General features: G+C 74.0%; 11 protein-coding genes. 5 read left to right on the top strand and 6 right to left on the bottom strand.

Annotated features, from left to right (window positions below; translation table 11 throughout):
* The first annotated feature begins 12 nt into the window (after positions 1-12).
* Together CRP30_RS08820 and CRP30_RS08815 are read left to right on the top strand one after the other, a co-directional pair.
* Entirely contained in the window at positions 13-843 is an 831-nt protein-coding gene (locus CRP30_RS08820; RefSeq protein ID WP_200814635.1) for a hypothetical protein, read from the top strand.
* A 115-nt stretch (positions 844-958) separates the two neighbouring features.
* Entirely contained in the window at positions 959-1,828 is an 870-nt protein-coding gene (locus CRP30_RS08815; RefSeq protein ID WP_200814634.1) for a class I SAM-dependent methyltransferase, read from the top strand.
* Between the two features lies 1 nt (position 1,829).
* On the opposite strand, the gene CRP30_RS08810 is transcribed toward CRP30_RS08815, so the two are convergent.
* Both CRP30_RS08810 and pdxY read right to left on the bottom strand, forming a co-directional pair.
* A complete protein-coding gene (locus CRP30_RS08810; RefSeq protein ID WP_097183562.1) occupies positions 1,830-3,446 on the bottom strand; it encodes a peptide chain release factor 3 in 1,617 nt (538 codons plus the stop codon).
* A gap of 79 nt (positions 3,447-3,525) precedes the next feature.
* Positions 3,526-4,377 (bottom strand): pyridoxal kinase PdxY, encoded by an 852-nt coding sequence (gene pdxY, locus CRP30_RS08805; RefSeq protein WP_200814633.1) that lies wholly within the window; start codon positions 4,375-4,377, stop codon positions 3,526-3,528.
* A gap of 139 nt (positions 4,378-4,516) precedes the next feature.
* Here pdxY and CRP30_RS08800 point away from each other — a divergent pair, with 139 nt between their 5' ends.
* The gene (locus CRP30_RS08800) at positions 4,517-6,493 is read left to right on the top strand and encodes an ABC1 kinase family protein (protein WP_200814632.1); all 1,977 of its coding nucleotides are present in this window, start codon (positions 4,517-4,519) and stop codon (positions 6,491-6,493) included.
* A gap of 94 nt (positions 6,494-6,587) precedes the next feature.
* Positions 6,588-8,594, top strand: a complete 2,007-nt coding sequence (locus CRP30_RS08795) for a S41 family peptidase (RefSeq protein ID WP_200814631.1) — start codon at positions 6,588-6,590, stop codon at positions 8,592-8,594.
* Here CRP30_RS08795 and CRP30_RS22745 read toward each other — a convergent pair.
* Together CRP30_RS22745 and CRP30_RS22740 are read right to left on the bottom strand one after the other, a co-directional pair.
* Positions 8,591-9,022: a VanZ family protein gene (locus CRP30_RS22745; protein WP_235003279.1), complete on the bottom strand. Its 432-nt coding sequence runs from the start codon at positions 9,020-9,022 to the stop codon at positions 8,591-8,593. The genes CRP30_RS08795 and CRP30_RS22745 overlap by 4 nt on opposite strands.
* Positions 9,019-9,486 carry a hypothetical protein gene (locus CRP30_RS22740; protein WP_099459151.1) on the bottom strand — a complete coding sequence of 156 codons (468 nt, stop codon included), beginning with the start codon at positions 9,484-9,486 and terminating at the stop codon, positions 9,019-9,021. The genes CRP30_RS22745 and CRP30_RS22740 overlap by 4 nt, the downstream gene beginning before the upstream one ends.
* 81 nt (positions 9,487-9,567) lie before the next feature.
* Here CRP30_RS22740 and CRP30_RS08780 point away from each other — a divergent pair, with 81 nt between their 5' ends.
* Positions 9,568-10,098 carry a GNAT family N-acetyltransferase gene (locus CRP30_RS08780; protein WP_097183559.1) on the top strand — a complete coding sequence of 177 codons (531 nt, stop codon included), beginning with the start codon at positions 9,568-9,570 and terminating at the stop codon, positions 10,096-10,098.
* Between the two features lie 3 nt (positions 10,099-10,101).
* On the opposite strand, the gene CRP30_RS08775 is transcribed toward CRP30_RS08780, so the two are convergent.
* Both CRP30_RS08775 and CRP30_RS08770 read right to left on the bottom strand, forming a co-directional pair.
* Entirely contained in the window at positions 10,102-10,929 is an 828-nt protein-coding gene (locus CRP30_RS08775; RefSeq protein WP_097183558.1) for an IclR family transcriptional regulator domain-containing protein, read from the bottom strand.
* A gap of 25 nt (positions 10,930-10,954) precedes the next feature.
* Positions 10,955-12,436 carry an amidohydrolase family protein gene (locus CRP30_RS08770; protein ID WP_097184078.1) on the bottom strand — a complete coding sequence of 494 codons (1,482 nt, stop codon included), beginning with the start codon at positions 12,434-12,436 and terminating at the stop codon, positions 10,955-10,957.
* Between the last annotated feature and the right edge of the window lie 87 nt (positions 12,437-12,523).

The following is a 12,523-nucleotide window of genomic DNA, read 5'->3' as shown; positions in this document are numbered from 1 at the left end:
ACAGTGGGGGGCGTGTTCGACGTCGACTGGATGGGTCTGCTCACCCGCGAGGTGCTCCGCGAGCGGGCGGCCGCGCTGATCGCCGAGGCCTGCGCCTGGGCGGTGGGGATGTCCGACCAGCCGCACCACCTGCGCTCCGGCGGCCGCATCGTCACCACCGGGCTCACGGTGGGGGAGCGGGCCGCCCACGGGCTGCCGCTGAGCGGTGACGAGGACGGCCGGCTGGATCTCGGGGACGCCCGGCCGGGCAGCTTCCAGGACGCGCTGAACTCCGTCGACGGGCGCGGGGTGGTCCAGGCCGACCGGTTCGACACCGACGTCCTGCACCCCTTCGTGCACGAGACCTGCCTGGCCGCGGCCGAGCGCGCGCGGCGGACCCGGCCGGCTGCCTGGGCCGAGCTCGCCGACGACGTCGGGGAGAGCGAGGCCGACCTCGACGACGTGGTCCGCGCCGGCAGCTGGGAGGCGCCGCTGCGCATCGACGCCGAGCACCTCGTGCTCGCCGCCCTGGGGGACGTGCCGCTCATCGAGGTGGAGGCCGAGGGGTTGCCGCTGTCGTTGGTGCGCGCCGCCGAGTCCGTGGTCCGGGCCGCCGCCGAGCCGGCGGAGCCGGGCCCGGTGGAGGACGACCTGGCCGGCTCGCTCTTCCTGGCGCACGCCGCCGTGCGGACGCTCGGCGCACCGCTCCCGCTCGGGCCGGATGCCGCGGAGCGGCTGGTGGAGGAGCTGCTGGCGCACGGTCTGGAGGCCGACGAGGTCGTCGGCGTGCTGCCGCACTTGCCGGTGGAGCCGGCCACGGCCGACGAGGTCGTCGCGATCGTGCGGGCGGCGGGCATCGGCTGACGGGGTCCTTCGGCACTGTCCACCGACGCGGCGCGAGGCCAGCCTGACGACGGCTGCCGATGACAGCCGCCGGTGGTTCGGGGGCGCCGGTCCGCCGACCGAAGGATGCTCCGCCATGAGTTCCCCGACCTCCACCGGCACCGCCGCCGACGCCGACCGCGCCCTCAAGGCCAAGCACCGGGCGATGTGGGCCTCGGGCGACTACCCCGGCCTGGCCGCCGACCTGCTGCCCGAGCTCGGCGAGACCCTGGTGCAGGCGGTCGGCGTCACCCGTGGCGACCGCGTGCTCGACATCGCCGCCGGCTCGGGGAACGTCGCGATCCCCGCCGCGCGGACGGGTGCGAGCGTCGTGGCCAGCGACCTGACGCCGGAGCTCTTCGACGCCGGGCGGGCCCGGGCGGCCGCGGAGGGCGTCGAGCTGGAGTGGCGCGAGGCCGACGCCGAGGCGCTGCCGTTCGCCGACGGCGAGTTCGACGTGGTGGTCTCCGCCATCGGCGTCATGTTCGCGCCGCACCACCAGGCGGCCGCCGACGAGCTGGTCCGGGTCTGCAAGCCTGGCGGCCGCATCGGGATCATCAGCTGGACGCCGGAGGGCTTCATCGGCCAGCTCTTCGCCACCATGAAGCCCTACGCGCCGCCGCCCCCGCCCGGCGCCTCCCCGCCGCCGAAGTGGGGCAGCGAGGAGCACGTCCGCGAGCTCCTGCGCGACCGCGTCACCGATGTGACGGCCGAGCGGCGGCTGCTCAGGGTCGACATGTTCGACCGGCTCGAGGAGCCCCGGGACTACTTCAAGGCGAAGTACGGACCGATGATCGCGGTCTTCAGGTCCCTGGCCGACGACCCCGATCGGGCCGCGGCCCTGGACGCGGACCTGCTCGACCTCGTCCGGCGCCACGACCAGGGGTCCGGCTCCACGGTGCTCGACTGGGAGTACCTGTTGCTGACCGCCACCAAGAGGCGGGAGACGGTGCCGGGCCCGCGGTAGCTCAGAGCTCGGCGGCGACCAGCGACTCGAGCAGCAGGTCGGGGTGCTTCTCCTTGAACACCCGCAGGCCCCACTTGTCGCCGAACACCGCGACGTACTCGCCGTTGGTGCGCTGCAGCACCTCGGCGTTGCGTGCCGTCGACACCACGGGGGCCGAGGCCTCGTCCGTGCGCAACGCGATGCTGTAGGGCAGCCGGTCGAGGTCGACCGCGGCCCCGAACTCGTGCTCCATGCGGTGGGTGGCCACCTCGAACTGCATGGGCCCGACGACGGCCAGCACCGGCGCCTGGTCGCCGCGGCGGTCCGAGCGCAGCACCTGGACGACGCCCTCGGAGTCCAGCTGCTCGATGCCCTTGCGGAACTGCTTGTGCTTGCCGGTGTCACGGCCGCGGCAGACCGCGAAGTGCTCGGGCGCGAAGGTGGTCAGCGGCGGGAAGGTCACCGGCCGGTCGGCGTACAGGGTGTCGCCGACGCCGAGCGCGGCGGCGTTGACCAGGCCGACGACGTCACCGGGGTAGGCGACGTCGATGCTCTCCCGCTCGCGGCCGAACACGTGCTGCGCGTACTTGGTGGCGAACGGGCGGCCGGTGCGGGCGTGGGTGACCACCATCCCGCGCTCGAAGACGCCGGAGCAGATGCGGATGAAGGCCAGCCGGTCGCGGTGCGCGGTGTCCATGCCGGCCTGCACCTTGAAGACGAACGCGCTGAACGGGTCGGTGAGCTCCCGCCGGTCACCGTCGGCCGTGGGCACGCCCGACGGGGCGGGAGCCTTGCCGACCAGGGTGTCCAGCAGCGCGCCGACGCCGAAGTTCGAGACGGCCGAGGCGAAGAGGACCGGCGTGGTCACGCCCTCCAGGAACAGCGACTGCTCGTGGTCCTGGCCGCTCGCCTCGAGCAGCTCGACCTCCTCGACGGCCTGCTGCCACGCGTCGCCCTCGCGGGCCTGTGCGGCCTCGGCCGACAGCGTCTCCTCGGGGGCGATCGTCGCGCCGCCGGCGGTGCGGGTGAACCGGCGGTAGGTGCCGTCGGCGCGGTCGAGCACCCCGCGGAAGTCGCCGGCGATGCCCACCGGCCAGGTCAGCGGCGTCGGGGTGAGGCCGGTCCGCTCGCTGATCTCGTCCATCAGCTCGAGCGCGTCCTTGCCCGGCCGGTCCCACTTGTTGACGACGGTGAGCACCGGGATGCCGCGGTGCCGGCAGACCGCGAACAGCTTCATCGTCTGCGCCTCGAGGCCCTTGGCGGCGTCGATGAGCATCACCGCGGCGTCGACGGCGGTGAGTACCCGGTAGGTGTCCTCGGAGAAGTCCGAGTGACCCGGGGTGTCGAGCAGGTTGATCACCGCGTCGTGGTACTCGAACTGCAGGGCCGCGGACGTGATGGAGATGCCGCGGGCCTTCTCCATGTCCATCCAGTCCGACACCGTGCCGCGGCGGCCGGCCTTGCCGTGCACGGCGCCCGCCTGCCCGATGACGCGGGCGTGCAGGGCCAGGGCCTCGGTGAGCGTGGACTTTCCGGCGTCGGGGTGACTGATGACGGCGAAGGTGCGCCGGCGGGCCGCCTGGTCCACGACCTCCTTGGCGGTTGCCCGGGGGACCACCTGCTGGTCGACGGCGCTCATCGGAGCACCGTCAGGGCAGCACGGGACCGACGGAACGCAGCGGGGGACACGCTTCGAGGGTAGTCGGCCCTGTGGCGGCTCAGACCTCGACGACCTCGAACGTCCGGGTGGGCGCCACGAACTCCTCCTGGGCGGCGACGAGCAGGATCTCCCGCGAACCGGCGTCCTCGGTGCGCTGGAGGAGCCCGAAGACCGACGCCGCGGCCCGGCCCAGCGCGACGTCGGCGGAGCGGGTGTCGAGCCAGTGGGCGAGGAACAGCGCGGCGATCGCGTCGCCGGCGCCGTTGACCGACACCCCCAGGCGCGGGGTGCGCACCCGGAAGTGCCGTCCGCCGGCCGATGCCAGCAGGTCGACGGCGTCCTCCGGGGTGTCGTCGGAGACCAGCGACGTGGTGAGGACGACGGAGGGGCCGAGCGCCTGGACCGCGCCGACGGCGTCCTTCACCGAGTCCAGCGACCGCGTGGTGGCGCCGGACAGCAGGTCCAGCTCGAAGTGGTTGGGCGTGACGACGTCGGCCGCGGGCACCGCCACCTCGCGCATGAACTCCTCGATCCCGGGACGGACGAAGATCCCGCGGCCCACGTCGCCGATGACCGGGTCGCAGGCGTAGACGGCCTCGGGGTTGGCCGCCCGCACCTTCCCGACGGTCTGCACGACGGCGTGCCCGATGTCGGCCGACCCCAGGTAGCCGGAGAGGACGGCGTCGCAGCCCGGCAGGACGCCCCGGTCCGCGATGCCCTGGACGACCTCCTCGACGGCCTGCCCGTCGAAGACGCGGCCGGTCCACTCGCCGTAGCCGGTGTGGTTGGAGAACTGGACGGTGTGCACCGGCCACACCTCGATGCCGAGGCGCTGCAACGGGAACACGGCCGAGGAGTTGCCGACGTGCCCGTAGGCGACGTGGGACTGGATCGAGAGGACGCTCACCACGGGGAAACGGTAGACAGTCCCGCCCGCGCGCCGGACGGCGGGCGTTCCGTCGCCCGGCCGACAGCCGATCTCCCGTGACTACGGACGGCGGAGGTCCTAGCCTCGCCCGCGTGCAGCAGCGGGGAGAGGGCTGAGCGCCGTGGGTCCCGTGCTGGACGTCGTCCTGCTGGCCGTCGCCACCGTGCTCACGGTGCTGCTCTTCGCCGCCGTCATCCGGCGTCTCCTCGGGGTGCGTCCCGGACCGGTGCGCACGCTGCTCGCGGCGGTGCTGGCGCTCCTCGTCGTCGGTCCGCTGCTGAAGAGGTTGGTCCCGTCGCCGGAGGAGACCGACACGACGACGGCCGTCCTCTACCTCCTGCTCACGATCGCGTGTGCCAGCCTGCTGGCCATGGTGGTCCTCGTGATCGCCGAGGTCGTCGTGCCCGACGGGTCCCTGCCCGGTCCGATCGAGCTGTGGCGGGGCTCGCGCGCACGGGCGGTCCGCACCCGTCGGTACACGCAGGTGCTGCGGATCGCCCTGCGCCACGGCCTGGGCCGGTTCCTGCGCGGACGCCGGCACCTGGGGGTGGCCTCGTCCTCGTCCCGGCGCGACCTCGCACGGTCGCTGCGCAGGGCGTTGGACGACGGCGGGGTCACCTTCGTCAAGCTCGGCCAGCAGCTGTCCACCCGACGGGACCTGGTGGCCGCCGAGTTCGCCGAGGAGCTCAGCCGGCTGCAGGACCAGGCGGCGCCGGTGCCGTGGCCGCAGATCCGGGCGGTCCTCACGGCGGAGTTCGGCCGGCCCCTCGACGACGTCCTCGCGTGGGTCGAGGAGACCCCGCTGGCCGCGGCGTCGGTGGCCCAGGTGCACGCGGCGCGGCTGGAGGACGGCACGGACGTCGTCGTCAAGGTGCAGCGCCCGGGCATCGAGGCCGTGGTGGAACGGGACCTCGACATCCTGCGGCACCTCGCGCGCATGCTGGAGGAGCGCACCGGGTGGGGGCGGTCCATGGGCCTCTCCACCCTGGCCGCGGGTTTTGCCGAGTCCCTGCGGGAGGAGCTCGACTTCACGACGGAGCGGGACAACCTGCGCGCCATGGCGGCGGCCCTCGCAACGTCACCCGAGCGCGGGGTCCGGGTGCCCGCGCCGCACCAGGACCTCACCACCCGCCGGGTCCTGGTCATGCAGCGGCTCACCGGGACGCCGCTCGGCGCCGCGGGACCGGGGCTGACCGCCCTGGGGCCCGACCGGCGCCGCGCACTGGCCGACGCCCTGCTGACCACCGTCTTCGACCAGGTGCTCCAGCACGGCCTGTTCCACGTCGACCTGCACCCGGGCAACGTGCTGCTGCTGGAGGACGGCACCCTGGGTCTGCTCGACCTGGGCTCGGTCGGCCGGATCGACGCCACCACGAGGCTGGCCTTCGCGCGCCTGCTGGGAGCGGTCGGCACGCAGGACTCGGTGGCCGCCGGCGACGCGTTGCTCGAGCTGGTCGACCGCCCCGAGGAGATCGACGAGCGCGCCCTGGAACGGGCCCTCGGCGCGCTGATCGTCCGCTACGCCGCGCCGGGGGCGACGATGGGCGCCGAGGTCTTCGCGGCGCTGTTCCGTCTGGTCACCGAGCACCGGCTCGCCGTCCCTCCCCAGGTGGCCGCCCTGTTCCGGACCTTCGCGACGCTCGAGGGCACGCTGGCCCTGCTCGATCCGGGTTTCGACCTGGTGGGGGCCGCCCGGGAGACCGCGCGCAGCCGGTTGGCCTCCGCCCTCACGCCCGAGCGCCTGCGCGCGACGGCGGAGGAGGAGGTCGTGGCGCTGCTGCCGATCCTGCGCAGACTGCCGCGCCGGCTCGACCGGGTGGCCGACGCCGTCGAGCACGGGCGGCTGGGCGTCAACGTCCGGCTGTTCGCCGACAGCCGGGACCGGCGGTGGATCACGGGTCTCGTGCACCAGGTCCTGCTGACCGTGATCGGAGCGACGGCCGGGGTGATGGCGGTCCTGCTGCTGGACACGCGGGACGGCCCGCTGGTGACGGAGTCGGTCCGGCTCTTCCCGGTCCTCGGCTACGCCCTGCTGATCGTGTCGGTCGTGCTGGTGCTGCGGGTGCTGGTCTCGGTCTTCCGGCAGGAGCAGCGGTGACGCTCCCGTGACGCCCGCCCGGTGACCCTGTGCCCGAGGCCGCCCGGTCTCGGGGAACAGCTGCCCCGCCGCAGCGCACGATCGAGGCGAACCCATGACGCTGGCCACCTACGTCGAGATGCCCGCCCCCCGCCGGGCCGTGGAGGGCCGGACCGACGACCTCCTCCCCGCCGAGCTCACGGTCGCCTTCGGGGCCGGGGACGCGGCGATTCCCGGCTCGGTCCCGCTGCACGACTTCCTCCGCACCGCCGGGACGCTGACCCATGCCGAGCGGATGGTGATCGTGGGTCAGGCGCTGCTGATGCTCGAGGGCAACTACGTGCACCTGCCGCTGAAGTCGGCGATGCACGCGGTGAACCCGGTGCAGCGCCTCCGCCTGCTGCGGGCCCGGCTGCTGCGCCAGACCGACGCCACCATGGATCCCGAGCGGACGTTCCACACGGAGATGTCGGCGATCTTCCACTCGGTGCGCGACCTGCACACCAACTACCTGCTGCCGCAGCCGTTCGCGGGCATGATCGCCTACCTGCCGTTCCAGGTGGAGCGCTGCACCGACGGTGGCCGGACGAGCTACGTCGTCACCCGGCTCGCGCAGGGACTGTCCGCCCCCACCTTCGGCGTGGGCGTCGAGATCACCCACTGGAACGGCATGCCGGTCGACCGGGCGGTCGCCGTGAACGCCGATCGATTCGCGGGCAGCAACGCGGCCGCCCGCCTCGTGCGCGGCGTCGACTCCCTGACCGTGCGGTCGCTGCGTCTGCACCTGCCGCCGGACGAGGAGTGGGTGACCGTCAGCTACCTCGACGCGCAGGGTGTGCGGCGCGAGCTGCGGGAGCCGTGGCTGGTGGCGCCCAACGCGCCGGCGATGGCCGACGCCGAGGTGCTCACCACCGCTGCCGCGTCGATGGGCCTGGACCTGCACGCCGACGAGACCGGGCGGGCCCGGGCGCTCCTGTACGCCCCGCGTGCCGTCGAGCAGCAGGCCCTCGGGGACGCCGCTGTCGAGCTCTCGACCGAGCCGGCCGAGGTCGGCGGCGAGGTGCCGTCGACGATGCCGCTGGTGTTCCGCGCGCGCAGCGTCGCGACCGCCGCCGGCACGTTCGCCCACCTGCGCGTCTTCACCTTCAACGTGCCCGACCCGGCAGCCTTCGTGGCCGAGTTCGTCCGCCTGGTGGAGCTCCTCCCTCAGGACGGGCTGATCCTCGACGTCCGGGGCAACGGGGGCGGCCACATCCTCGCCAGCGAGTTCACCCTGCAGACCCTCACCCCGCGCCGGATCACGCCCGAGCCGGTGCAGTTCGTCTGCACGCCGCTGAACCTGGAGATCTGCCGCCGGCACGAGGACAACCCGACCGACCAGATCGACCTCGGCCCGTGGTTCCCCTCGCTGGACCAGTCCGTGGAGACCGGGGCCATCTACTCCTCGGCCTTCCCGATCACCCCCGAGGACGGCGCCAACCGCGTCGGGCAGCGCTACTTCGGGCCGGTCGTCCTGGTCACCGATGCGCGCTGCTACTCCGCGACCGACATCTTCGCGGCGGGGTTCCAGGACCACGCGATCGGACCGGTCCTGGGCGTCGACGACAACACCGGGGCCGGCGGGGCCAACGTCTGGACCCACGGCCTGCTCAAGGCGCTCCGCGACGTGCCCGCCGACCCCGGGTCGCCCTACGTGCCCCTGCCCAAGCAGGCCGACATGCGGGTGTCCATCCGCCGCACCCTGCGCGTCGGGGCGCTCGCCGGCACGCCCGTGGAGGACCTCGGGGTGCGCCCCGACGTGCGCCACGAGATGACCCGGCGGGACGTGCTGCACGGCAACGCCGACCTCCTCGACGCGGCGGGCGCGCTGCTGGCCGGGCGCCCGCTGCGCCGCCTGGGCCTGGTGACCGCGACCCAGGACGACGGGACGCTCGACCTGCAGCTGACGCTCGCCGGGATCGACCGGGTGGACGTGTACGTGGACGGCCGGCCCCGGGGGAGCCGCGACGTCGCGGACGGCACCACGTCGTTCGCCGTTCCCGATGGGGCCGGCGCCGGCGTCGTCCAGGTGCAGGGGTTCGCCGCCGGCGTGCTCGTCGCGGCCCGCACCGAGACCCTCTAGGCAGCCGACGGCGCGGGAGCCCGCAGCAGCAGCACGATCCCACCGGCGACGACGGCTCCCACGGTGTTGAGGAGGGCGTCCAGCGGTGACACCACGCGGCCGAGCGGCAGCAGCCACTGGAGGAGCTCGATGCCTCCGGCGGCCGCGCCGGACGCGAGCACCAGGCGGCCAGGAGCACGCAGGGCCGGCCAGCGCAGGACGGCGAGAACGGCCGCCGGCGCCAGCAGGAGCAGGTTGCCGACGAGCTGCAGCATCGTCGCGGTGGAGTCCAGGCCGGTCGCGTACCAGTGGAGCTCGGCCAGCGGCGCCCCCCACGTCCACCCACCGCCGTCGGGGAGGAGGGTCACCAGCACGACGACGGCGGCAGCGAGAGCCAGGCCGCCGTCCAGGCGGGCGTCCGGGCGGGCGTCCGGGCGGGGGCGGCTCACGGCAGCTCCGGCAGGGTCCAGGGGTCGCGGTCGGCGAGCGCGCTGATCGCCGCGGCCCCCAGGGCGTCGACCTCCGCGGCCAGCCACTGCAGGGGGACCGGGTCGGACGACCGCAGCAGGGCGAGCAGCCGCCCGGCGGCGAGGTCGACCCGCGCCGCTCCGTCGAGTCCGGGGACCGTCACCTCGGGCGCGGGGCTCCACGCCTCGTCCAGTTCGTCGCTGAGCGAGGGGAGGCGGCGCAGCAGGTCGGCGCATGCGGCGGCCAGCCGCCACCACCGGCCGGACTCCAGCCCGGTCGCGCCACCGGTGTCCGCGGCGGCCCACCGCAGGAGCTTCACCACCTCGTGCCAGACGACGTCGGAGACGACGCAGTGCACCGCGGAGGCGATCGGTGGGCGCCGGGCCAGCACCAGCTGGTGGGCGCTCGCCGGGTCGAACAGTTCCGAGCGCGTCCGTTCGTCCATGCCTCTGGAGCCTGCCGCCTGTGGCAGGGAGCACGCTGGCAGGACCCTGTCCGTCCGCTGTGGATCGACGATCATGGCGCGGTGACGACGACCCGAGCCGGCACGGTGCGCGACGCCGTCCCCGCCGACGCCCGGCGCTGCGCCGAGATCTACGCCCCCTACGTCCGGGACTCCGCGATCTCGCTGGAGCTCGAGGCGCCGGATGCCGACGAGCTGGGCCGTCGCATCATCGCGGCCCAGCGGGACCACGCCTGGCTCGTGCTCGAGGACGACGACGGGTCCGTCACCGGGTACGCCTACGGCGGGCCGTACATGAGCCGCGCCGGCTACCGCTGGTCGGCGGCGGTCAGCGTCTACCTCGACGGGAACCGGCGCCGGTCCGGCGGGGGCCGCGCCCTCTACGGCGTGCTGTTCGAGCGGCTCGCCGGCCGCGGCATCCGCACGGTGCTCGCCGGGATCACGGTCCCCAACGACGCCAGCGAAGGACTGCACCGGGCCCTCGGCTTCGAGCTCGTCGGCACCTACCGGAGGGTCGGGTGGAAGCAGGGTCGCTGGCACGACGTCGCCTGGTACCAGAAGGACCTCGGCTCCGACTGGTCCCCGCCGGCCTGACGATCAGGCGCCGGCGCGGCCGTCGAGGGGGCGGGCCATCTCGACGTGGGGGCGCGACTGCCAGAGCGCCCATTCCGCGCTGACGTCCCCGGCGGTCCGCAGCAGGCGCGGCAGGTGCTCCTGGACCAGCCGCTCGCGCGACGTCTCCGCCGCGTGCACGGTCACGTTCATGGCTGCCCGCACGACGCCGTCGCCGTCCCGGACGGGAACCGCGATCGACCGGACGCCCGGGGCGAGCTCCTCGTCCGCGAGCGCCCACCCCCGTGCCCGGATCTCGGTCAGCTCCCGGCGGAACTGCTCGGGCGACCGCCCGATCGAGGGCGGCAGCCCGGCCCGGCTGGGGACGGCGAGCGCCGCCTCCAGCTCGGCGGGGGAGAGGCCGGCCAGCAGCACCTTGCCCTGCGACGTCTGGACGGCGGGGAACCGCGTGCCGATCTCCACCCGCAGCGCGATGATCTTGGGCACCGCCACGCGCGCCACGTAGACGATGTCCGAGCCGTCCAGCTGTGCCATCGACGAGGACTCGCCGGTGCCCGCCACCAGCGCCTCGAGGTGCGGCCGCGCGATGTCCCACAGCCCCAGGGAGCCGACGTAGGCCATCCCGAGGGACAGCACTCTCGGCGTGAGCGCGAACGTGCCGCCCGACGACCGGACAAAGCCCAGCTCCTCCAGCGTCAGCAGCAGCCGGCGGGCCGTCGGCCGGGCCAGGCCGGCGGCGGCGGCGACCTCGCTGAGCGACATGGCGCGGTGGTCGACGTCGAAGCAGGTCAGGACGTCGAGCCCCCGTGCGAGGGCCTCGACGAAGTCCGGCCCCGTCCCTCGCCCCGCCATGTCGCCTCCTCCTGTCGTCCTCCTCCTATCGACCCAGCACGCGCTCCTCGCCGCCCGCGCGCTTGCCCTCGTCCTCGTAGTCGCTGTACTGGTACGGGTTGGCCAGGATCTCGGCCTCGGCCTCCGGGCGGTCGGGGAACATGCCCTGCTCCCAGGCCTCCTCGCCGATCTCCGACTTCAGGTACTCGATGGTCGACTCGATCTCCTGCCGCACGGGGGCCAGGTCCATGCCGACCAGCTCGTGCGCGAACTTCACCACCCTGCCGTCGACGAGCACGGTGTGCACGTCCCCCCGCTGGGCCTGGAACGCCACGTGCCCGAACGGGTTGAGCAGCGGGAAGGACACCGGGGAGCGGTCGTTCTTGATCAGCACGACGTCGGCCTTCTTGCCCGGCTGCAGGGTGCCGATGTCGTCGCGTCCGATGGCGTGCGCCCCGCCCTTCGTCGCCCACTCGACCACGTGCTGGGCGCGCAACCGCAGGTGGGTGATGGTCTCGCCCTTCAGGTGGGCGGTCAGGTGCTCGGACATGCGGTCGGCGTTCAGCGTCGAGCGCATCGCCGAGAACATGTCCCCGCTCCACCAGACGCTGGTGTCCATCGACAGGGACACCGGGATGCCGTACTGGAGCACCTGCTCGGTGGGGGCGTGGCCCTGGCCGGCGCTGCACTCGGACTCCGTGGCCACCGAGATCGAGCCGCCGGTGGCCGCGATCCGCTGATAGCTGTCGCGGGTGAGCGTGGAGGCGTGCACGTAGACGGTCTCCGGGGCCATGAAGCCGTGCTCGTGCATGAGGCGGATGCCGTCGTCGTTGGTCGCGCCCCACACGCCGGCGTGCGTCGTCACCGGGATGCCGAGGTCGCGGGCCACCTCGAAGGCCGCCTTCTCGGGGAAGGCCGGGTCGCCGGTGACGTCGAAGGCGATCTGAACGCCCATCCGGTCGTCCCCGGCGTCGCGCAGCCGCTCCAGCAGGGCCCGGACCGCGGGGTCGGCGCTCCACTCCCACGGGCCGGCCTGGATGTTGCCGTAGGCCATCACGAAGCGCCCGGGCACCGAGCGCAGCGCGTCGAGCGCGGCCTCGCCGTGGTCGACGGTGTGCAGGTTGTGCGACCAGTCCACCGTCGTCGTGACCCCGGCGTCCAGCGACTCGATCGCCGCCAGCCGGTTGCCCGCGGCGATGTCCTCGGGGCGGAACTTCCTGCCGTGCTCGAGGTAGTACCAGACGAAGTACTGGGTCAGCGTCCAGTCGGCGCCGTAGCCGCGCATCGCGGTCTGCCACATGTGCCGGTGGGTGTCGATCATCCCCGGCATGACGATCCCGCCGCGGGCGTCGATCTCCTGGGTGCCCTCGGGCACCTCCAGGCCCTGGCCGACGGCAGCGACGCGGTCGTCCACCACCAGGACGTCGGCACCGGTCAGCACCGTGCCGGCGTCGTCCATGGTCAGCACCGTGCCGCCGCGCAGCACCACGGGCCGGCCGGCCACCGGAGCGGGCTCGGTCTGGGTCATCGTCTCCTCCTCGGACGTCGTCGTCACGCAGCCGGACAGATGTCCGCAGGGCGGCCCCGGGTGCGATGCGGGTCACCTTCGCGACGT

The sequence above is a fragment of the Blastococcus haudaquaticus genome (assembly GCF_900230285.1).
Classification (GTDB): domain Bacteria; phylum Actinomycetota; class Actinomycetes; order Mycobacteriales; family Geodermatophilaceae; genus Blastococcus_B; species Blastococcus_B haudaquaticus.
Note: the sequence above shows the minus strand (reverse complement) of the source record. Positions and strands in the feature narration are given on the sequence as shown.